This is a genomic window from Streptomyces sp. NPDC056503 (assembly GCF_042794995.1).
GTDB lineage: Bacteria > Actinomycetota > Actinomycetes > Streptomycetales > Streptomycetaceae > Streptomyces.
In genome coordinates this window covers 14,791-35,439 of the sequence record NZ_JBHTST010000001.1, presented here as the reverse complement: position 1 = coordinate 35,439, position 20,649 = coordinate 14,791, and the positions used below count along the sequence as shown (strand labels likewise).

Below are 20,649 nucleotides of genomic sequence, written 5' to 3'. Positions count from 1 at the left end.
TCGAGATGGTCCGCCCGTGGACGACGAAGATCCCGCCCGATCTTTCGATCGGACGGGATCTCGTCATCCGCTGGTGGACCTGAGGGGATTCGAACCCCTGACCCCCTCGATGCGAACGAGGTGCGCTACCGGACTGCGCCACAGGCCCCTGCGACGTGTGAAACATTAGCATCCCGGTCGGCGAGAAGAAAAATCGCTTCCGCCGCAGGTCAGATGAGGCCCCGCGCGGGGCCCCTCATTCGTTGGCGGCGCGGGGGCGCTCGTCGTCCGCGCGGTCGGCGTACTGGTCGAAGAGCGGGGTGCGGCCGTGGTCCCGGCCGCGGCGCGGCGGAGCCGGGCGGCGGCGCGGGGCCGGCGAGGCGGCCGGGGGCTGCTCGGCGGCGGTGGAGGAGCGGGCCGCGCTCCAGGTCTCCGGGTCGGTGACGTCCACGCCGTTGGAGGCGCGCGGCGCGACCGGCGCGGTGACGTACGTCGGCAGCGGCACGGGCACCGGGTCCCAGCTGTCGCCGCGGGCCGGGCCGCGCTCACGCTGCTGGTCCACCCACTCGGCGTGGTCGGTCTGCTCGACCAGCGCGCGCCGGTCGGCCTCCTGCGGGGAGACCGGCGGCGCGGGCGACGGCTCGGGCTCGGGTGCCGGCGCGGCGGCCCGGCGGGTCTCGCGGAGCCGGGCGGCGGCGGCCTCGGCGCGGCGCCGGTCCATCACGTAGACGAAGCGGCGGCGCTCCTGTCCGCGCAGATGGACGATGTAGGCGCTGAGCAGCACGGCGGGCACGCCGGGCGCCCACAGGAAGGCGACACCGCCGACGGCGGCGACGACGGCGCCGAGGGTGAAGGCGGAGAACAGCACGATCGTGGTGCGGCGGCGGCGCGCCAGGGCCTTGCCCCGGCGGGCCCGCTCGGCGGCACCCGCCGCTCCCGCGCTCGCTCCGGCACCGCCCGCGGCCGGCCGGGCCGCCGGGGCGGGTGCCGCCTCCGGCTCGCGCTCGGACCGGCGCTCGGGCTCGCGCTCCGGGCGTCGTTCGGGGGCGGGCTCGGGGAGTTCGAGGCGCGCCTCGGTCCTGTCCGGAGGCGCGGAGAAGGCCCGGACGTCGACCGAGCTCAACTGCTCGGTCGCCGCGTCCGGGTCCACGTCGGTCGCCGCCTCCAGGGCCGTACGGTCCCGCTCGCGGAGCTCCTTGGCGTACCGGCGCTCCATGCCCGCCCGTCCGGACAGCAGCCGGATGGCGGTGCTGAAGCGTTCCGTCGGACGGGCTTCGTTCAGCTCGTCCTGCCTGCGGAGCCACATCGGCACCAGGTAGGCGGCCCAGGCCCCGACGATGACTGCGTAGATGAGGCCGCTGCTGCTCACGCCTCACACGGTAGAGGGGTTCGCGACGGGGCATCGGCCAATTGGCCCGGTGTGTCGCACGATCTGGCTGATATCACTGAACTTTTTTGTGATTGTTCGGATCGATCGGTGTTCATATGCCGCTGGAATTCGAACAGTTATATGAATAGCGCGATTATGCGGCGTCCCTGCGCCGCGTCCGGTGCCAGCGGGCGAGCAGTCCCTCCGGAATCTCCTCCGCCGTCAGCGCGAACACCAGATGGTCCCGCCAGGCACCGTCGATGTGCAGATAGCGCGGCCTCAATCCCTCTTCCCTGAAGCCGAGTTTCTCCACCACCCGCCGCGAGGGGCCGTTCTCCGGCCGGATGCACACCTCCATCCGGTGCAGCCCCACCGCCCGGAAGCAGTGGTCGGTGGCGAGCGCGACCGCCGTCGGCATCACCCCGCGCCCGGCCACCTCGCTGTCCACCCAGTAGCCCACGTGCCCGGAGCACATCGACCCCCAGGTGATCCCCGCGACCGTCAGCTGCCCGGCCATCCGGCCCCGGTACTCGATGACGAACGGCAGCATCCGCCCCGCGTTCGCCTCCGACCTCAGATGGCGCACCATCTGACGGTACGTGGGACGCCGCGCGGGCGGCATGCCCGGCGCGGACGGCGGCACCGTCGCCTCCCAGGGGCGCAGCCACTCGCGGTTGCGGCGGTTCACCTCCCGCCACTCCCGCTGGTCGCGCATCCTTATCGGGCGGAGCACCACGTCTCCGTCGGCGAGGACGGCCGGCCAGGCCGTGGTCATGACGCCGGGCCCGCTTCCGCCGGTCTCGGGTGGTCGCCGCCGCGGATCTGGTCCACGGCGTGCCGCAGCAGCGGCTCCAGGACGGCGAGCCCGTCCCGTACCCCGCCGGTCGATCCCGGCAGGTTCACGATCAGCGTCCCGCCCGCGACGCCGGCGAGCCCCCGGGAGAGCGCCGCCGTCGGCACCTTCTCCCGGCCGTACGCCCGGATCGCCTCCGGGATCCCCGGGATCTGCCGCTCCAGGACGCGGGCGGTGACCTCGGGCGTCTCGTCGGTCGGGGAGATGCCGGTACCGCCGGTGGTGAGGATGACGTCGTACCCGGCGGCGATCCCGGCGCGCAGGGCCGCCTCGACGGGCGCCCCGTCGGGCACGACCCGCGGTCCGTCGACCGCGAAGCCCATGCCCCGCAGCCCCTCGGCGATCAGCGGCCCGCCCTTGTCCTCGTAGACCCCGGCGGAGGCCCGGTTGGAGGCGGTGACGACGAGCGCCGCGTACGGAGCGGTGAGCGGGCCGCCGTGGGCCTCGTGCGCGCCCGCGACCCGGCCGCCGCGCGTCACGCGTCGTCCCGGGTCCAGTGGCCCGACTTGCCGCCGGTCTTCTCCTCGACCCGCACGTCGGAGATGACCGCGCCCTTGTCGACCGCCTTGATCATGTCCACCACCGTCAGCGCGGCCACCGAGACGGCGGTCAGCGCCTCCATCTCGACACCGGTGCGGTCGGTGGTCTTCACGGTCGCCAGGATCTCCACGGCGTCGTCCGCCACGGTGAGGTCCAGCGTCACCCCGGAGACGGCCAGCGGGTGGCAGAGCGGGATGAGGTCGGGGGTCTTCTTGGCGCCCATGATCCCGGCGATGCGGGCGGTGGCCAGGGCGTCGCCCTTCGGCACGCCCTCGCCGCGCAGCAGCTCGATCACGCGCGGCGAGACGAGCACCCGCCCGCTGGCGCGCGCCGTGCGGGCCGTGACGTCCTTCGCCGAAACGTCGACCATGCGGGCGGCGCCCGCCTCGTCGATGTGGGTGAGGCCTTGCTGCGTGCTCATCGCCGTGACACTCCCGGTCGCTGTGTGGGACGACACACCGTACCCCCGCGGGCTCCCCCTCAGCCGAGGAGGACCACGTCCAGCTCCTCGCCGGGGGCGGCCGTGTCGCGGTCCTCCGGGACGACGAGCAGGCAGTCCGCGTGGGCGAGGGCCGCGACCAGATGGGAGCCGGCGCCGCCCACGGGGGTGACGGTGGCGGACTCGGCGTCGTACGTCCCCCGGAGGTACTGGCGGCGGCCGGACGGGGAGGAGAGCGGGGCGTCGGCCTTCAGCGTGGCGCGGACGACCGGCCGGTGGAGCTCCTCCAGGCCCATCAGAGCGCGGATCGCCGGGCGGACGAAGAGCTCGAAGGAGACGTACGAGGAGACCGGGTTGCCCGGCAGGGCGAGGAGCGGGATCTGCTCGGCGCCGACCGCGCCGAAGCCCTGCGGCTTGCCCGGCTGCATGGCGAGCTTGCGGAAGTCGACCTGCCCGTCGGCGGTCAGGGCCTCCTTCACCACGTCGTAGGCGCCGACGCTGACGCCGCCCGTGGTGACGACGAGGTCGGCCCGGATGAGCTGGTCCTCGATGGTGGCGCGGAGCGACTCGGCCTCGTCGGCGACCGCGCCGACCCGGTAGGCGAGCGCGCCGGCGTCCCGGGCGGCGGCGGCGAGCGCGAAGCTGTTGGAGTCGTGGATCTGTCCGGGACCCAGCTCCTCGCCGGGCTGGACGAGTTCGCTGCCGGTGGAGAGGACCACCACGCGGGGGCGCGGGCGGACGGTGACCGTGCCCCGGCCGATCGCGGCGAGCAGGCCGAGCTGCGGCGGCCCGAGGACCGTGCCGGCGGCGAGGGCGAGCTCACCCGCGCGCACGTCGCTGCCGGCCCTGCGGACGTGGGCGCCGGGCTCCGCCGCCCGGTGCACCCGCACCTCTCCGGCGGCGCCCTCCGGGGCGCTGCTCGCGGCCCGCATGCCGGTCGCGGCGCCCTCGCCCGCGCCGCCGTCGGTCCACTCGACCGGGACGACGGCCTCCGCGCCGGGCGGCAGCGGGGCGCCGGTCATGATCCGGGCGGCCTGTCCGGGGCCGATCTCCGGCAGGCCGTCCGCGCCCGCGGCGACGTCGCCGACGACGGTGAGGACCGCGGGGTACTCCCCGGTCGCGCCCGCGACGTCGGCGACCCGGACCGCGTACCCGTCCATGGAGCTGTTGTCGAACGGCGGCAGCGCCGCCGGCACCGTCACGTCCTCGACCAGGACGCAGCCCTGGGCGTCGAGCAGCTGGAGCTCGATCGGGTCCAGGGGGCGGACGGTCGCCAGGATGTCGGCCAGGTGTTCGTCGACCGACCACAGGCGCGTCCCGGAACGGTCCGGTCCCGCGCAGGGGTCGCCCGGCCCGTGACCGTGTCCGTGGCCGCCCTCGTGGCCGGAGCCGTGGTCCTGGGACGGTGCCGTGTCGCTGCTCACGTGCTACATCTCCTCGTTGACATATCTCCGGAGCCAGTCCCGGAAGTCCGGTCCCAGATCTTCACGTTCGCACGCGAGTCTGACAATGGCACGCAGATAGTCACCGCGGTCGCCGGTGTCATAGCGGCGGCCCTTGAAGACCACGCCGTGCACCGGGCCGCCGGCCTTCTCGCCGCTCGCCAGCCTCTGGAGGGCGTCGGTCAGCTGGATCTCGCCGCCCCGGCCGGGCGCGGTCTCCCGCAGCGCGTCGAAGACGGCCGGGTCGAGCACGTAGCGGCCGATGACGGCGTAGTTGCTGGGCGCCTCGGCCGGCTCCGGCTTCTCCACCAGGCCGGTCACCCGCACCACGTCGCCGTCGACGGTCGTCTCGACCGCCGCGCAGCCGTACAGGTGGATCTGGGAGGGCTCGACCTCCATCAGCGCGATGACGCTGCCGCCCTGGCGCTCCTGGACCTCGACCATCCGGGCGAGCAGCGGGTCGCGCGGGTCGATCAGGTCGTCGCCGAGGAGGACCGCGAAGGGCTGGTCGCCGACGTGCGGGGCCGCGCAGAGCACCGCGTGGCCGAGGCCGCGGGGGGCGCCCTGGCGCACGTAGTGCATGGTGGCGAGGTCGTTGGACTCCTGGACCTTGGAGAGGCGTTCGCCGTCGCCCTTGCGGCTCAGCGCCTCCTCCAGCTCGTAGTTCCGGTCGAAGTGGTCCTCCAGCGGACGCTTGTTCCGGCCGGTGACCATGAGCACGTCGGAGAGCCCGGCGGCGACCGCCTCCTCGACGACGTACTGGATCGCCGGTTTGTCGACGACCGGGAGCATCTCCTTGGGGGTCGCCTTCGTCGCCGGCAGGAAGCGGGTGCCGAGGCCCGCGGCCGGGATGACAGCCTTGCTGATCCGGCCGAGCCGTGGGAACGACTGATTCATGCAGGCACCTTAACCGCTAGGGAATGAGAGAAAGATGTGCTTCCAATTAACTTTCTCCCTATAACAACTGTTACGAGAGTTTCCTGAGGATCCACTGTGCAGAAAGAGAATCCCGACTTGTCCGAAAAGGCCCTGTTGCGGCAGAGATTGCTCGCCGGTCGCTCCGCGCTCTCCCCCGAGACGCTCGCGCGGACCGCCGACGCGCTGGCCGGACACGGCCTCGAACTGCCCGAGCTGGCCGACGCCGCCACCGTCGCCGCGTACGTCTCCGTCGGCCGCGAACCCGGCACCCGCGCGCTGCTCGACGCCCTCCACGCGCGCGGGGTGCGGGTCCTGCTGCCGGTCCTGCTGCCCGACAACGACCTGGACTGGGCGGCGTACGAGGGGGCCGGGGCGCTCGCGAAGGCCGGCCGCGGCCTGCTCGAACCGACCGGCCCGCGGCTCGGCCCGGACGCCGTGCGCACGGCCGACGCGGTGCTGCTGCCGGGACTCGCCGTGGACGCCCGCGGCATGCGGCTCGGCCGGGGCGGCGGCTCGTACGACCGGGTCCTCGCCCGGCTCGCCCGGGCCGGGAAGGACCCCGCCCTGGTCGTGCTCCTCTACGCGGACGAGGTGGTCGCGCGGGTCCCGGAGGAACCGCACGACCACCCCGTGCACGCGGTGGTCACCCCGGAGGGGGCGACCCGTTTCGGCCGTTCCTGATCACGGCTTGAGCGTCAGCGTGTCCTTCGCCGCCGCGTCGACCGCCGCCTTGCCGTAGGCCCAGTCGTACAGCTCGCCCGTGGCCCAGGCGTCCGTCTGGTCCGTGTAGTTGTCGTGGAAGGCGTGGCCGGAGGCGCCGGTCAGGTTGATCCACCGGGACTTGTCCCAGTCGCCGACGTTGACGACCATCCGCATCGACGGCACCCAGATGACCTCGTAGCCGCCGGCGGCGTTCCAGCCGGTCGCGTCGACGGCGGCCTCGCCGCCGCCGAGGTTCCACGGGCCGCGGTTGAGCAGTTGCTGGACCACGCCGGGCCCGGCGGTGCCGAGGGTCTGGTTCTTCAGGGTCAGCTGGTGCAGCCGGCCCCAGCTCCAGGTGGAGACGTCCTTGCCGAGCTTGGCGGTCAGCTCCCAGCGGGCGTCCTTCATGGCCCGGGCGAGCAGCTGGTCGCGGGTCTCGGTGGCCGGGTCGATGCGGGTGGCGGGGGTCTTCCACCACTCGCTCTTCTCCTGCTTGAGGAGCGGGCGGACCACCTCGTACCAGCGGTCGCCGCCGTCCGGCTGGGCCGAGTCGTGGTCGCGCTCGCCGCACTCGCGGACCAGCTTGTTCTGCTCGTCGACCGGCCCGGTGGCGTCGACCGGGCGGACGTTGAGGCAGTCGCCCTCGGCGCGCACCTCCTTGGGCAGCTTGTCGCCGAAGGAGAGCTTGAGGACGTTGCGCCAGACCGCGTTGAAGTACGCGGCGGCGGCCGAGTCGGGCTCCTGGGTGTAGTCCCAGCCCTCCAGGAGCTTCTGCGCCTCGCGGACGTACGGGTCGGAGATGTCGATCTTCAACAGCAGCGGGTTGAGCAGGGTGGCGATCTCGCTGCGGTTGTCGGTCTGCATGGTCCGCATGTCGTCCGGCGAGATCTTGCCGCCGTCCTTGGTCTTCGACTCGATGAGGTCGTTGATCCGCTGGCTGCGGGAGCCGTAGCCCCAGTCCTTGGTGAGCAGGTCGGGGTACTGCTCCGGGGAGATCACGGCCTGGTTGGCGGTGACGATGTAGCCGCGGTCCGGGTTGTACTCGTACGGCAGCTGCTCGAAGGGGATGTACCCCTTCCAGCGGTAGCGGGAGTCCCAGCCGGGGGCGGGCAGGGTGCCCTCACCGGTGGCGCGGCGCGGGATCTTGCCCGGGGACTGGTAGCCGATGTTGCCCTTGGTGTCGGCGTAGACGAGGTTCTGCGAGGGCACCTCGAAGTTCCTCGCGGCGGCCCGGAACTGCTTGAAGTCCTTGGCGCGGTTGATCGCGAAGATCGCGTCCATGGACTTGCCGGGCTGGAGGGCGGTCCACTGGAGGGAGACGCCGTAGCCGGTGGAGCGGTCGGGGGCGGAGTTGCCGACGGGGGCCTTCTGGCCGACCTTCTCCAGTTCGGAGGAGCGGTCGGAGACCAGCGGGCCGTGCTCGGTGGAGCGGACGGTGATGGGCCGGTCGCGGCCGCCGGCGACCTTGATGATCTCCTCGCGGGTGTCGAACGGCTTGACCTTGCCGTCGACGAGGTAGCCCTCGGGGCTGACCTTCTCCAGGTAGAGGTCGGTGACGTCGGCGCCGAGGTTGGTGAGGCCCCAGGCGATGGTGTCGTTGTGGCCGATGATCACGCCGGGCATGCCGGAGAAGGTGTACCCGGCGACGTCGTAGCGGCAGGTCGCCGAGACCGAGCGGCAGTGCAGACCCATCTGGTACCAGAGGGACGGCAGCATCGGCGCGAGGTGCGGGTCGTTGGCGAGCAGCGGCTTGCCGGAGGTGGTGAGGTCCCCGGAGACGACCCAGGAGTTGGAGCCGATGCCGTTGCCGTTGGGGCCGAGCAGGGCCGGGACGGAGTCGAGGACCTCGGAGAGGCCGGAGAGCGCGGCGAGCTGGGCGCTCGCGCCGCCCGCGCCCGTCCCCGTGCCGTCGGCGTCCTCCTCCTTGCCGGCCTTCGGGTCGAACTTCTTCGTCACCGGGTCGATCGCGCCGCGGTCGAGGATCGGCTGGTGGAGCGCGTACGGGTACTCCGGGTAGAGCTGCTTGATCTGGGCCGGGGTGAGCCGGCTGGTGAGCAGCGAGCGGTCGATCTCGTCCTGCATGTTGCCGCGCAGGTCCCAGGCCATGGCCTTGAGCCAGGCCACCGAGTCGACCGGCGTCCACGGCTCGATCGCGTAGTCGTTGGTGAGGGCCAGGGCCGCGTACTCGACGGAGACGTCCTTCGGCTGCCGGTCCTTCAGGTAGGCGTTGACGCCCTCCGCGTACGCCTGGAGGTACTTCTTCGTCTCCGGCGTCAGGACCTTGTCGTACTCCTGCTGCGCGACCTGGCGCCAGCCGAGGGTGCGCAGGAAGGCGTCGGTGTCGACCTGGCCCTCGCCGAACATCTCGGAGAGGCGGCCGGCGGTGAGGTGCCGGCGGACGTCCATCTCGTAGAAGCGGTCCTGCGCCTGGACGTAGCCCTGCGCGCGGAAGAGGTCGGTCTCGTTGTCCGCGTAGATCTGCGGGATGCCGTTGGCGTCCCGTTTCACCTCGACGTCGCCGGAGAGGGAGTCGATCCGGACCTCGCCGGTGGTCTGCGGGAACGAGGCCCGGACGGTGCCGACCCCCCACCAGCCGCCGAAGGCGACGGCCCCGACCAGCGCGAGGACCAGGAGCAGGACGATCAGGCGGGCGCGCCTGCCTTTCTTCTTGGCGGGGGGCGCGGTCGTGTTGGAGGGCATCGCTGTCCTTCGAGGGGCAGGGTGGTCCTGGAGTACGGGAGCAACCTTAGGCGCAGCGCCTGAGCGCCCTGGACTCGGTGTCAGGGAGGAACCGCACTGATGACCGCATCGAGGACGGCGGACCGCAAAGAAGGCGTCAAGAAAGCGTTAAAGATTAGGTAAGGTAACGAAGTACCGGCCGCTGGAGGAACGATCCGGCGCGTACCAGGGGAAGGAACGGCGCACTGACTGTCCACCAGCTCAACGAACTCCTGCTGATCAGCTCGCTGGTACTGCTGATCGCGGTCGCCGCCGTGCGCATCTCGTCCCGGAGCGGGCTCCCCAGCCTTCTGCTGTACCTCGGCATCGGCGTCGCCATCGGGCAGGACGGCATCGGCAACGTCGCCTTCGACAACGCCGAGCTCACCCAGGTCATCGGCTACGCGGCCCTCGTCGTCATCCTCGCCGAGGGCGGTCTCGGCACGAAGTGGAAGGAGATCAAGCCGGCGCTGCCGGCCGCGGTCGTCCTCTCCACCCTCGGCGTCGCCGTCTCCGTCGGCATCACCGCCGCCGGCGCCCACTACCTCGTCGGCCTGGAATGGCGGCAGGCGCTGATCATCGGCGCCGTCGTCTCCTCCACCGACGCCGCGGCCGTCTTCTCCGTGCTGCGCAAGGTGCCGCTGCCGTCCCGGGTCACCGGTGTGCTGGAGGCCGAGTCCGGCTTCAACGACGCCCCCGTCGTCATCCTCGTCGTCGCCTTCTCCTCCGCGGGCCCCGTCGACGACTGGTACGTCCTCGTCGGCAAGATCGCCCTGGAGCTCGCCATCGGCGCCGCCGTCGGCCTCGCGGTCGGCTTCGTCGGCTCGTACGGACTCAAGCACGTCGCCCTGCCCGCCTCCGGCCTCTACCCGATCGCCGTCATGGCCATCGCCGTCACCGCCTACGCGGCCGGCGCGATCGCCCACGGCTCCGGCTTCCTCGCCGTCTACCTGGCCTCGATGGTCCTCGGCAACGCCAAGCTGCCGCACGCCCCCGCCAACCGCGGCTTCGCCGAGGGACTCGGCTGGATCGCCCAGATCGGCATGTTCGTCCTGCTCGGCCTGCTCGTCACCCCGCACGAGCTCGTCAACGACTTCTGGCCGGCGGTCGTCATCGGCCTCGTCCTCACCATGGTCGCCCGCCCCATGGAGGTCCTGGTCAGCCTGCTGCCCTTCCGCATCCCCTGGCAGGAGCAGGCCCTCATGTCCTGGGCCGGCCTGCGCGGAGCCGTCCCCATCATCCTCGCCACCATCCCGATGGTGGGGCAGATCGACGGCAGCGAGCGGATCTTCAACATCGTCTTCGTGCTGGTCGTCGTCTACACCCTCGTCCAGGGCCCGACCCTGCCCTACCTGGCGAAGGCGCTGAAGCTCGGCGACTCCGCCGGCGCCGCCGACCTCGGCGTCGAGTCCGCGCCGCTGGAGCGGCTCCGCGGCCACCTGCTCTCCGTCGCCATCCCGCCCGGCTCCAGGATGCACGGCGTCGAGGTCGCCGAGCTGCGCCTCCCGGCCGGCGCCGCCGTCACCCTCGTCGTACGGGACGACGCCAGCTTCGTACCGGGGCCGGCGACCGTGCTGCGCAAGGGCGACGAGCTCCTCGTCGTCGCCACCGATCCGGTACGCGACGCCACCGAGCGCCGGCTGCGCGCGGTCGGCCAGGGCGGCAAGCTCGCCGGCTGGCTCGGCACCGGGGACGGCCGCAAGGCGGTCACGACGACCGCGACCCGGTTCCACCGCCCGGCGTCCGTCACCGGCAAGGCGGAGGACATAGGAAAGTCGGGAACGGGAACGCCGGGAGCGTCGGGAACACCGGGAACATCGGGAGCGTCGGGAACACCGGGGAAGCCCCGGAAGACCGACGGGACGGGGAAGAGCGGGAAGCCGGGGAAGACGGGGAGCCAGGAGCCGACGGATCCTTAATCGGCGGCATTATTTCGAGGTCGGAAGCGTTCCTCCCTGTGGAATCACAGGCAGGAGAGCACTCCTCCCTGTACCATGAAGGCACACTTGATCGAACCAACTCTGCCTGACGCAGAGCTGGCGCGACCGTATGGCGGCCGCGGCGCCCCCTCCCGCAGTGGGGCCCTCCCGGTATCTACCGCAGTTCCGCGCAAGAGGACAGCTCTCGGCGAGACCGGCACCACCGTGCCCGCGCGCTACCAGGCGGCAGAAAGGCCAGGACCGTGGCGTCCACGGTCGTCTCCGAGAAGCGGCCCGGCTACGGGCAGCTGCTGCGCACCCCCGGTGCGCTGTCGTTCCTGATCCCCGGGTTCGCCGCCCGGCAGCCCTTCGCGATGCTGACCATCGGCATCGTCCTGCTCGTCCAGCACACCACCGGTTCCTACGGCAGCGCCGGCGCCGTCGCCGCCGTCACCGGTGTCTCCATGGCGCTCTTCGCCCCGCAGAGCGGCAAGCTCGCCGACCGGTTCGGCCAGCGGGCCGTCCTCCTCCCGGGCGTCCTCGTCCACTCCGCGTCCGTCTCGCTGCTCGTCGTGCTCGCACTGGCCGGCGCCCCGATGTGGGCGCTCTTCCTCGCCGCCGTGCCCGCCGGCGCCTCCGTCCCGCAGGTCGGCCCCATGGTCCGGGCCCGCTGGGCGGCCAAGCTGGACGGCACCCCGCTGATGCCGACCGCCGCGGCCTTCGAGTCCGTCACCGACGAGTTCACCTTCGTCGTCGGCCCGGTCCTCGCCACCGCCCTGTGCACCGGCGTCCACCCGGCCGCCGGACTCGTCACCGAAGCCGCCCTCACCCTCTTCGGCGGCCTCTTCTTCGCCGCCCAGCGCGCCACCCAGCCGCCGCACGGCCTGCTCGCCGCCGCCGGCCGCGACGGCTCCGAGCCGCACCGCTCGGCGCTCTCCGTCCCCGGCGTCCGCGTCCTGATCGTCGCCTTCCTCGGCATCGGCGCCGTCTTCGGCGGCATGCAGGTCTCGCTCACCGCCTTCAGCGAGGAGATCGGCAACCCCGGCGCCAACGGCCTGCTGTACGGGGTCTTCGCCGCCGGCAACATGCTCGCCGGCATCGCCATGGGCGCCGTCGCCTGGAAGATCGGCCCCCGCCGCCGCCTGATCCTGGGCTACGCGGGCCTCACCGTCGCCGCGTCCCTGCTGTGGACCACGCACTCGGTGCCGCTGCTCGGCGCCCTCGGCCTCGTCGTCGGCCTGTGCATCGCCCCGGCCCTGATCACCGGCTACACCATCGTCGAGACCCTGATCCCGGCCTCCGCCCGGACCGAGGCCTTCACCTGGCTCACCGGCGCCGTCGCCCTCGGCCAGGCCCTGGCCGTCACGGTCGCCGGCCGCCTCGCCGACGCCCACGGCTCCGGTGCCGGATTCCTCGTCCCCGCCGCGGGCACCGCGCTCGCCTTCGTCACGCTGATCGGCCTGCGCTCGCGGCTCGCGCCGCGCGAGACGAGCCGGGTCGCGGCACGTGGTATCGGTCACCGCGTGCCGGTGGCGGTGGACTGAACCGACGGAATACGTCACTATGGATCGTCGTTAGCACTCGATGAGTGTGAGTGCCAGGAGGAAGACTAGTGCCGACCTACCAGTACCAGTGCACCGAGTGCGGCGAGGGCCTTGAGGCGGTCCAGAAGTTCACGGACGACGCGCTGACCGAGTGCCCCGCCTGCCACGGCCGCCTCAAGAAGGTGTTCTCGGCCGTCGGCATCGTCTTCAAGGGCTCCGGCTTCTACCGGAACGACAGCCGCGGCTCCTCGTCCAGCAGCTCCCCGGCCACGAAGAGCTCGACGTCCTCGACGACGTCCACCTCGTCGTCCGCCTCGGACGCGAAGCCGGCCTCGTCGACGAGCACGTCGTCCGCGTCGTCCACGTCCGGCTCGTCGTCCTCGACGCCGGCCGCCTGAGGCCACCCCGCACGCAGCACCGCCGAGGCCCCGGCCCCCTACGAGGGGGCCGGGGCCTCGGCATGTGCCGGACGGCTGCGCATGTGCCGGACGGCTGCGTAGGGTGACCGGCATGGTGACCACCGCAGCCGGCGAAGCAGCCCACGACCCCGCCCCCGAGACGGCCCGCGCGAACTCCCGCGAGACCGCCCGCAGCGCGGCCCAGGACACGGCCGACGACACGGCCCGCGCCACGGCCCGTGACGCGTACGCCGAGATCGGCGTGATCGGGGGATCCGGCTTCTACTCCTTCCTCGACGACGTCCGCGAGGTCACCGTCACCACCCCCTACGGCGACCCCAGCGACTCCCTCTTCCTCGGCGAGGTCGCCGGCCGCCGGGTCGCCTTCCTCCCCCGCCACGGTCGCGACCACCGCATCCCCCCGCACCGGATCGACTACCGCGCCAACCTCTGGGCCCTCCGCTCCGTCGGCGTCCGCCAGGTCCTCGGTCCCTGCGCCGTCGGCGGACTGCGCCCCGAGTACGGCCCCGGCACCCTCCTCGTCCCCGACCAGCTGATCGACCGGACGAAGAACCGCGCCCAGACCTACTTCGACGGCGAGCCCCGCCCCGACGGCGCCGTCCCCCGCGTCGTCCACGTCTCCTTCGCCGACCCCTACTGCCCCGACGGACGGCTCGCCGCGCTCAAGGCCGCCCGTGGCCGGGACTGGCAGGCCGTGGACGGCGGCACCCTCGTCGTCGTCGAGGGCCCCCGCTTCTCCACCCGCGCCGAGTCCCGCTGGCACGCCGCCAACGGCTGGTCCGTCGTCGGCATGACCGGCCACCCCGAAGCCGTCCTCGCCCGCGAACTCGGCCTCTGCTACACCTCCCTCACCCTCGTCACCGACCTCGACGCCGGCACCGAGACCGGCGAGGGCGTCTCCCACACCGAGGTCCTGCGCGTCTTCGGCGCCAACATCGGCCGGCTCCGCGAGGTCCTCTTCGACACCATCGCCGCCCTCCCGGCCACGGCGGACCGCGACTGCCTCTGCACTCATGCCCACGATGGCTGGGACCTCGGCATCGAACTGCCGTAGAAGCCGGTAAACCCCCCGCAGGTGTGGGCGAGTCGTCCACAGGCGGGGGGTTCTCCACAGGCCCGAGCGGGATCGCGGGGCGGGCGTCACCGTGGCCGCATGAACACGACCCAGGCATCCACGACCCGCACGTCCACGACCCACCCGATCACGGCCCGCACGTCCACCACCCACGCGCACACGGCCGTCGGTTCCGCCCCCGGCCCCGTGCCCGGGCCCTGCGAGGTACCGGACTTCCCGCCGCTGCGCGTACGCGGCGGAAGGCTCCGGCCCCGGCTGCGCCGCGCGCCCGGCGCGCTCCTCCTCCTCGCGGCCGCGGCGCTCTCACTGGCCACCGCCGCCACCGCCCCGCCCGGGCCACCGGGCCGGCACGACCCCGGGGCCCGCCCCCTCGCCGCCCCCGCGGCCCGCTCCCCCGCTCCCGTCCGGCTCGTGTCCGCACCGGTGCGGATCGCCGACGCGGAGGCCGTACGACTCCTGCGCGCCGGCGACCGGGTGGACGTGATCGCCGCACCGGTCGTCGACTCCCCGCTGGGGAACGGCGCCGACGCGGTGCGGGTGGTGGCGCGGGCCGCCCGGGTGGCCGAAGTCCCACGCCCGGGCGAGACTCGTTCGGACGGAGGGGCGTTGATCGTCCTGTCCGTGCCCCGGGCGACCGCGACAGCGCTGGCGGGAGCCGGTGTCACCTCCCAACTGGCGGTGACACTGTGCTGATTCGCACTGACTCGCTGTCAAGTCACCGTCCCGTGTGTACGGATTGGACTGCCTTGCGCCCTGCACGGCCTAATGGCTGCGCAGACAGCAGCACACCCGTAGAAAGGCACCTCGGTGGCCGAGAAGAAGGAAAGCGTGATGGCGGGCTTCAAGGCCTTCCTGATGCGCGGAAACGTGATCGACCTCGCGGTGGCGGTCGTCATCGGTGCCGCGTTCACCAACATCGTGAACTCGGTGGTCAGGGGAGTCATCAACCCGCTGGTGGGCGCCTTCGGCACCAAGGACCTGGAGAGCTACCGGTCCTGCCTCAAGGGCCCCTGCGTGGTGGACGAGTCCGGCAACGTGGTCTCCGGCATCCCGATCATGTGGGGAACGGTCCTCAGCGCGATCCTCGCCTTCATCATCACCGCGGCCGTCGTCTACTTCCTGATGGTCCTGCCGATGGCCAAGGTCCTCGCCAAGCGCGCCGCGCACGACAAGGCGAAGGAGGGCGTGGACGAGGTCCTGGAGGTCAGCGAGCTGGAGGTGCTCAAGGAGATCCGCGACCACCTGGTCGCGCAGCGCGGACCCGGCAGCGAGAAGGGGACGCACCCCACCTCCTGACCGGAGGGACGCTCCGGTGTCAGAGGTGGTGCGGCGGCTTCTCGTCGAGGAAGCGCGCGAGGTCGGCGGCACCGCCGCCGGCCGGAGGCCGCTCGCCCCACCCACGGTCCGTGTCGTCCGCGGACTGCACATCGAGCGGATCGTCGAAGACGATCACCGGCTTCGGGGCTTTCTGGGAATTCGGCCGAATGCCGTTCGGCTTCGCGTCTCGCGGTCCGTGGGCGGGGGCGGTGCTCATGTCTTCAGAGTACGCCCGCTCCCCGGCCCCGGACCCGGCCGACCGACGACCCCCCGATCAGCGGTCCCCCCGTCACCGGTCCTTCGGATCCAGCGCCCACAGGCCGAGGACCACCAGGAACGACAGGACGAGGAAGCCCGCCCCCCACCACGCGGTGCCGGTGTCGCCGGACATCCACTCGTCCACCACGATGGTCAGCCCCCAGAGCTGGCCGATCACCACCGTGAGCGCCAGCGCCAGCCGCGCCGACAGCTTCGAGGAGCGCTCCGGCTCCTGCTCCGTGCCCGCCCCCGGGCCCGGCCCCGTGTGCCGGATCCGGGGGTCGCCGTAACCGCTCGTGGGCCGGATCTGCGGATACCGCTCGTGCACCGGCCGGTTCAGCCGGGGCTGCGCACTGCCCGGGGTGTAGTCGGGGCGCTCCGGGAGCGGGTTCTCGGTCGTCATGCGCGCTCGCTCCTCTCGGTACCGGGCGGGGTGGCGGAGGCGTCGGCCAGGAGGGCGGCGCAGGCCGGGCTGCCGGCGCCGCGCTGACGGCAGTAGCCCTCCTGGAGGCTCTCGCCGGAACGGGCGGTGCCGATGGCCCAGACGCTGCCGTCGACCTGCTCGACCAGGATCACCTTCGGGAGGCCGCGCGGCGGCGGGCCGGCCGTGACCTCTCCCGTACGGGCGTCGAAGACTCCCTCGTGGCAGGGGCAGTACAGCTCGCCCTCGGTGCCCCGGTCCTTGCGCCACAGGACCGCGCAGGCGAGGTGGGTGCAGACGGCGGAGTAGCCGGCGAGGGTGCCGTCCTCCATCCGGACGGCGATCGCCCGGTCCTCGTCCCCCGGGTAGCGGAAGGCGAGGGACTCGCCGGGCGGGATCACGTCGGCGACCTTCTTCACCTCGGGGGTGCCGTCGGCGTCGCCGTGCCGGTGCAGGATGCCGGAGGCGACGGCGACGCCGCCGACCGCGAGGCCGCCGGAGACGGTGGCGACGATCCGCAGGTAGTCGCGGCGGGTGGTGAGGGAGTCGGCGGCGATCCGGTCGCGGAGCGCCTCCTGCGCCGCGTCGGCACCGGCGTCGGGCGCGGGCGGCTGCGGATCCGTGACGCTCATCGCACGCCCTCCCGTCGCCCGCCGCCACCCTTGTCCGAGTTCGCTTCGCTCACGTCCACTCCGTTGATCTCCACGACGGGCAGACCGCCCGGGACGGGCCACTGGACCTTGTCGGCGGGGACGACCATCGCCACGCCGGTGGTGACGGTGGTGCTGCCGAAGGTGAAGGAGTCGGCGACCTGGACGCCGGGGCGCTCGGCGCGCAGCTCGTCGAGGGTGCCGTAGAAGAGGGCGCCGGTGGGGCAGACGGTCGCGCACATGGGGGCGAGGCCGTAGGCGGTGCGGTCGTAGCAGAGGTTGCACTTCATCTGGAGCTTCGCCTGGAGGTCGATCTTCGGGACGCCGAAGGGGCAGGCGTTGACGCAGTTGGCGCAGCCGATGCAGCGGGTGGTGTCGGCCTGCTGCACGACGCCGTCGGCGGTCACGAGGATCGCGTCGGCGGGGCAGACCTCGGCGCAGGGCGCGACGGGGTCCTCGCAGTGCATGCAGACGGTGGGAAGGGAGGCGACGGAGTGACCTTCGTCGGGGTAGTCGAGGTGGATCATCGACTTGCCGCGGTGCGAGTCGCATTCGCGGCAGGCGGAGACACAGGCCTGGCAGCCGATGCAGCGGCCCGGGTCGATGAAGATCGTGCGGCCCATCATGTGCGGTCAGCTCCTCTCCGCGGTGCCACGGCCCTGCGGGGACGTGGGAGGCAGGGGGTCGGTGCGGGAGACCTGGGTCTCGGGGTAGGCGAGCTGCCCGGGGGCGGTCGGCGGCGCGGGGACCTCGTCGACGCGTTCGGCGGCCTCGATGCGGGCGGCGCAGACCTTGTACTCGGGGATCTTCGAGCGGGGATCGAGGGCGTCGATGGTGAGGGCGTTCGCGGCGGTGGGGACCGGCCAGTGGTAGGGGACGAAGACGGTGTCGGGGCGGATGGCCTCGGTGACCAGGGCGGGGAAGACCTCGCTGCCGCGGCGGGTGACGACCCGGACGGGGTCGCCGTTGCGGAAGCCGTGCGAGGGGTGGACCTCGACCCAGGGGCGGGGCGTCTGCTCGACGAGGGCGCCGAGCCGGCGGGTCTGGTTGCCGGAGAGGAAGTGGGCGACGGTGCGGCCGGTGGTGAGCGAGAGGGGGTACTCCTCGCTGTACGGGTCCATCGGCGGGTGCCACTCGACGACCTGCAGGTGGATCGTGCCGTCGGGGTGGTAGCTGCGGCCGTCCTCGAAGAGGCGGGGGGTGCCGGGGTGCTCGGTGGTCGGGCAGGGCCAGGCGATGCCGCCGGTCTCCTCCAGCCGCTCGTAGGTGATGCCGTAGTAGTCGTTGACGGTGCCGGCGGAGGCGATCCGCAGCTCCTCGAAGACGGAGCGGGAGTCCGGGAAGGCGAACTTGTCGCCGGCGCCGAGCCGCTTGGCGAGCTCGCACATGACCCAGGTGTCGGTGCGGACCCCGGCCGGGGGCTCCTGGGCCTTGTTGTGCTTGACGACGCGGGCCTCGGCGTTGGCCATGACGCCCTCGTCCTCGGCCCAGACGGTGACGGGGAAGACGACGTGGGCGTTGGCGGCGGTCTCGGAGAGGAAGAAGTCGAACTGGGCGTGGAACTGGAGGGTGTCGTACCCCTCCTTGACCGTGGCGTAGTTCGGGAGGGAGACGAAGGGGTTGTTGCAGATGCCGATGAGGCCGCGGATCTCGGCGCGCTGCATCTGCCAGACCATCTCCATCATGGAGGTGCCGGCGGCGGGGAGCTCGGACTCCTCGATGCCCCAGATCTCGCAGATCTGACGGCGGTGCTCGGGGTTGGAGATGGAGCGGCCGCCGGGGAGGAGGTCGGACTTCTGTCCGTGCTCGCGGCCCCCCTGGCCGTTGCCCTGGCCGGTGATGGTGCCGTAGCCGGCGCCGGGCTTGCCGATGTTCCCGGTGGCGACGCAGAGGTTGATGATGGTGAGGCAGTTCTCGACGCCCTGCGAGTGGTGCTCGACACCGCGGGCGTGCCAGGCCATGGCCTTGCCCGCGCCGGCGAACATCCGGGCGACCTGGACGATCTGCTCCTCGGGGACGCCGCAGATCTGCGCGGAGCGGGACGGCGGGTACTCGGCGACGGTGGCCTTGACCTCGGCCCAGCCGGTGGTGTGGGCGGCGAGGTACACCTCGTCGGTCAGCCCCTCGGCGACGATCACGTTCAGCACCGCGTTGAAGAAGGCCGAGTCGGTGCCGGGCTTCAGCGCGACGTGGACGTCGGCGGTGCGGGCGATGGCGGTCTGCCGGGGGTCGACCACGATGAGGGAGGCGCCGCGGTCGCGGGCCCCCCACAGGTACTGGGTCATCACCGGGAAGCACTCGCCGACGTTGGAGCCGGCGATGAGGAGGCAGTCGGTGAGGAGGATGTCGGAGAAGGGGTTCCCGGCCCGGTCGATGCCGAAGGCGAGCTTGTTGGCGCCGGCGGCGGAGACCATGCAGAGGCGCCCGTTGTAGTCGACGTGCTTGGTCTTCAGCGCGACCCGCGCGAACTTCCCGACGAGGTAGGTCTTCTCCGAGTAGAGGCTCGCTCCGCCGAGCAGCCCGAAGGCGTCGTTCCCGTACTCGCCCTGGATGCGGCGGATCTCGGCGACGGTGTGGTCGAGCGCCTCCTCCCAGCTGACCTCGCGGAACTCCTCGTCGCGGTTGCGGCGCATGAGCGGGGAGGTGAGCCGGTCGGGGTGGTTGACCTGCTGGTAGGCGTTGATGCCCTTGGGGCAGAGCCGCATCCGGTTGATGTCGTGGTTCCGGGGCTCCACCCCGAAGACCTTGCCCGCGCGGTCGACCCGCAGGTACATCCCGCACTGCACCCCGCAGAAGCAGCAGTGCGTCGGGACGAGCGTCTCCTCGTTCTGGTCGGCGTGCCACCGGTCGGCGGGGATCCCTCCGGCGTCGCGGAAGTTCCGCGTCCCGGGCGGGGCGACGGAGGGATCGAGCGGCACTGCCCGGGTGGGGTCGGTCGCGGTCACTTACTTGAAGCCTTTCTTGACGTGGGTGAGGTAGGCGTTGCCGCGCAGGACGCGCTTGCAGCGGGGGCAGTACTCGGCCCATTCGTCGAAGTCGAGCTTCAGGTCCTTCATGGTGCCGCGCAGGTTCTCGACGTAGTCGGGGGTGTCGATGGGCTCGTGGCAGCGGCGGCAGGTCTGGAGCTCCTCGTCCTTGCGGCGGGAGGTGTACTTGAAGAGCTGCATGCCGACGGCGGCGGGGCGCTGGACGATGTGGAAGAACTTCCCGAAGGGGATGTAGATCAGGGTGAAGACGACCGAGACCATGTGGAGGATCGCCAGGAACTCGTAGCCGCCGCCGTGCAGGAAGATCGAGGAGAAGGTGAGCAGCAGGCCGGTGACCGAGATGACGACGAGGGCGATCAGCGGGATCAGGTCGTAGGCGAAGCGCTGTCCGGTGATGGCGCCCCGGTCCTTCATGCGCCGCCACAGGAAGTAGGAGGCGCCGGCGATGACGAGGACGGCGGCGATGTCCAGGCCGTGGAACATGAGCCAGCCGAGGATGTTGAGCGAGTCGAAGCCGAGGACCTTGAAGCCCCAGATCCGCATCTCGTAGCCGGGGCCGTCGCCGGTGCCGGAGGTGAAGGTGAACCAGCCCCAGGTGAGGGGGAAGGTGATGAGCGCGGCGAGGATGCAGCCCCAGAAGAGGAGCTGGTGGGCGGCCCAGCGGGCGTGCGAGCGGGCGCCGAGGAACTTCTGGAAGCCGAGGTAGGTGGCGATCATCTTCGGCAGGGCGGTGGGCGCCTTGCGGAAGTTGGCGGCGGAGAAGAAGGAGCGCCAGCCCTGGCGGAAGAGGCGCCGGGCGCCGGGGGCGGAGATCCAGACCGTGTAGCGGTAGGCGACGCCGAAGGCGAGGAAGACGGTGGCGACGGCGTAGGGCAGCAGGGCCGAGTCGAAGTCGCGGAGCAGCCGGCTGCCGAGGACGATCGCGAGGATCAGCAGGGCGGAGACGGCGGTGCCGGCGAGGACGGCGCGGCGGCGGACGGCGGCGGGGGTCTGGGGCGCGCGGCCGTCCGGGACCGGAGCGGTCGCCTCCGGCTCGGGAGTGGTGGGCTCGGCGGTCTGCGGTGGCTCGGTCACGGGGCCACGGTAGGACGTATGTACC

Annotated in this window: 20 protein-coding genes and 1 tRNA gene; 7 read left to right on the top strand and 14 right to left on the bottom strand. The window is 72.3% G+C overall.

Going from position 1 to position 20,649, the window contains the following annotated elements:
- Window positions 1–71: 71 nt before the first annotated feature.
- The 7 genes from ACFQ8C_RS00155 to galU all read right to left on the bottom strand — a co-directional run bounded on the left by ACFQ8C_RS00155 (window position 72) and on the right by galU (window position 5,519).
- A tRNA-Ala gene (locus ACFQ8C_RS00155) sits at window positions 72–148 on the bottom strand.
- A gap of 87 nt (window positions 149–235) precedes the next feature.
- The gene (gene glpR / locus ACFQ8C_RS00150; protein ID WP_383450358.1) at window positions 236–1,348 is read right to left on the bottom strand and encodes a gephyrin-like molybdotransferase receptor GlpR; all 1,113 of its coding nucleotides are present in this window, start codon (window positions 1,346–1,348) and stop codon (window positions 236–238) included.
- A gap of 154 nt (window positions 1,349–1,502) precedes the next feature.
- Window positions 1,503–2,123, bottom strand: a complete 621-nt coding sequence (locus ACFQ8C_RS00145) for a GNAT family N-acetyltransferase (protein WP_383450356.1) — start codon at window positions 2,121–2,123, stop codon at window positions 1,503–1,505.
- Complete coding sequence (locus tag ACFQ8C_RS00140; protein ID WP_383450353.1) at window positions 2,120–2,680, bottom strand: molybdenum cofactor biosynthesis protein B; 561 nt, start codon at window positions 2,678–2,680, stop codon at window positions 2,120–2,122. The genes ACFQ8C_RS00145 and ACFQ8C_RS00140 overlap by 4 nt, the downstream gene beginning before the upstream one ends.
- Window positions 2,677–3,162 (bottom strand): cyclic pyranopterin monophosphate synthase MoaC, encoded by a 486-nt coding sequence (gene moaC / locus ACFQ8C_RS00135; protein ID WP_383450350.1) that lies wholly within the window; start codon window positions 3,160–3,162, stop codon window positions 2,677–2,679. Before moaC ends, ACFQ8C_RS00140 begins: the two co-directional genes overlap by 4 nt.
- A gap of 59 nt (window positions 3,163–3,221) precedes the next feature.
- Window positions 3,222–4,490: a gephyrin-like molybdotransferase Glp gene (gene glp / locus ACFQ8C_RS00130; RefSeq protein ID WP_383450624.1), complete on the bottom strand. Its 1,269-nt coding sequence runs from the start codon at window positions 4,488–4,490 to the stop codon at window positions 3,222–3,224.
- 117 nt (window positions 4,491–4,607) lie between these two features.
- Window positions 4,608–5,519, bottom strand: coding sequence for a UTP--glucose-1-phosphate uridylyltransferase GalU (galU, locus tag ACFQ8C_RS00125; protein ID WP_383450347.1), 912 nt, complete (start codon window positions 5,517–5,519; stop codon window positions 4,608–4,610).
- Between the two features lie 117 nt (window positions 5,520–5,636).
- Here galU and ACFQ8C_RS00120 point away from each other — a divergent pair, with 117 nt between their 5' ends.
- Complete coding sequence (locus ACFQ8C_RS00120) at window positions 5,637–6,221, top strand: 5-formyltetrahydrofolate cyclo-ligase (RefSeq protein WP_383450345.1); 585 nt, start codon at window positions 5,637–5,639, stop codon at window positions 6,219–6,221.
- Here the strand turns inward: ACFQ8C_RS00120 and ACFQ8C_RS00115 are convergent, their stop codons facing one another.
- Entirely contained in the window at window positions 6,222–8,942 is a 2,721-nt protein-coding gene (locus tag ACFQ8C_RS00115) for a penicillin acylase family protein (RefSeq protein WP_383450342.1), read from the bottom strand.
- 257 nt (window positions 8,943–9,199) lie between these two features.
- On the opposite strand from ACFQ8C_RS00115, the gene ACFQ8C_RS00110 reads away from it, so the two are divergent.
- From ACFQ8C_RS00110 to mscL, 6 genes are all read left to right on the top strand, one after another.
- Window positions 9,200–10,879 carry a potassium/proton antiporter gene (locus tag ACFQ8C_RS00110; RefSeq protein WP_383450621.1) on the top strand — a complete coding sequence of 560 codons (1,680 nt, stop codon included), beginning with the start codon at window positions 9,200–9,202 and terminating at the stop codon, window positions 10,877–10,879.
- A 263-nt stretch (window positions 10,880–11,142) separates the two neighbouring features.
- Entirely contained in the window at window positions 11,143–12,423 is a 1,281-nt protein-coding gene (locus tag ACFQ8C_RS00105) for an MFS transporter (protein WP_383450338.1), read from the top strand.
- 68 nt (window positions 12,424–12,491) lie between these two features.
- A complete protein-coding gene (locus ACFQ8C_RS00100) occupies window positions 12,492–12,821 on the top strand; it encodes an FmdB family zinc ribbon protein (RefSeq protein WP_383450336.1) in 330 nt (109 codons plus the stop codon).
- Window positions 12,822–12,933: 112 nt separating this feature from the next.
- A complete protein-coding gene (locus ACFQ8C_RS00095) occupies window positions 12,934–13,896 on the top strand; it encodes an S-methyl-5'-thioadenosine phosphorylase (protein ID WP_383450334.1) in 963 nt (320 codons plus the stop codon).
- Between the two features lie 99 nt (window positions 13,897–13,995).
- Window positions 13,996–14,610 carry a hypothetical protein gene (locus tag ACFQ8C_RS00090; protein WP_383450333.1) on the top strand — a complete coding sequence of 205 codons (615 nt, stop codon included), beginning with the start codon at window positions 13,996–13,998 and terminating at the stop codon, window positions 14,608–14,610.
- A gap of 114 nt (window positions 14,611–14,724) precedes the next feature.
- Window positions 14,725–15,213, top strand: coding sequence for a large conductance mechanosensitive channel protein MscL (mscL, locus tag ACFQ8C_RS00085; RefSeq protein ID WP_383450330.1), 489 nt, complete (start codon window positions 14,725–14,727; stop codon window positions 15,211–15,213).
- Window positions 15,214–15,232: 19 nt separating this feature from the next.
- On the opposite strand, the gene ACFQ8C_RS00080 is transcribed toward mscL, so the two are convergent.
- The 6 genes from ACFQ8C_RS00080 to ACFQ8C_RS00055 form a co-directional block, all read right to left on the bottom strand.
- Entirely contained in the window at window positions 15,233–15,451 is a 219-nt protein-coding gene (locus ACFQ8C_RS00080) for a hypothetical protein (protein ID WP_383450328.1), read from the bottom strand.
- 72 nt (window positions 15,452–15,523) lie between these two features.
- A complete protein-coding gene (locus ACFQ8C_RS00075) occupies window positions 15,524–15,895 on the bottom strand; it encodes a DUF6755 family protein (protein WP_351101397.1) in 372 nt (123 codons plus the stop codon).
- A complete protein-coding gene (locus ACFQ8C_RS00070) occupies window positions 15,892–16,545 on the bottom strand; it encodes a ubiquinol-cytochrome c reductase iron-sulfur subunit (protein WP_383450326.1) in 654 nt (217 codons plus the stop codon). Before ACFQ8C_RS00070 ends, ACFQ8C_RS00075 begins: the two co-directional genes overlap by 4 nt.
- On the bottom strand, window positions 16,542–17,189 hold the full coding sequence (locus ACFQ8C_RS00065; protein ID WP_383450324.1) for a 4Fe-4S dicluster domain-containing protein: 648 nt from the start codon (window positions 17,187–17,189) through the stop codon (window positions 16,542–16,544). Before ACFQ8C_RS00065 ends, ACFQ8C_RS00070 begins: the two co-directional genes overlap by 4 nt.
- Before the next feature lie 6 nt (window positions 17,190–17,195).
- Window positions 17,196–19,508 carry a molybdopterin oxidoreductase family protein gene (locus tag ACFQ8C_RS00060; protein WP_383450321.1) on the bottom strand — a complete coding sequence of 771 codons (2,313 nt, stop codon included), beginning with the start codon at window positions 19,506–19,508 and terminating at the stop codon, window positions 17,196–17,198.
- Window positions 19,509–20,624, bottom strand: coding sequence for an MFS transporter (locus ACFQ8C_RS00055; RefSeq protein ID WP_383450319.1), 1,116 nt, complete (start codon window positions 20,622–20,624; stop codon window positions 19,509–19,511).
- Between the last annotated feature and the right edge of the window lie 25 nt (window positions 20,625–20,649).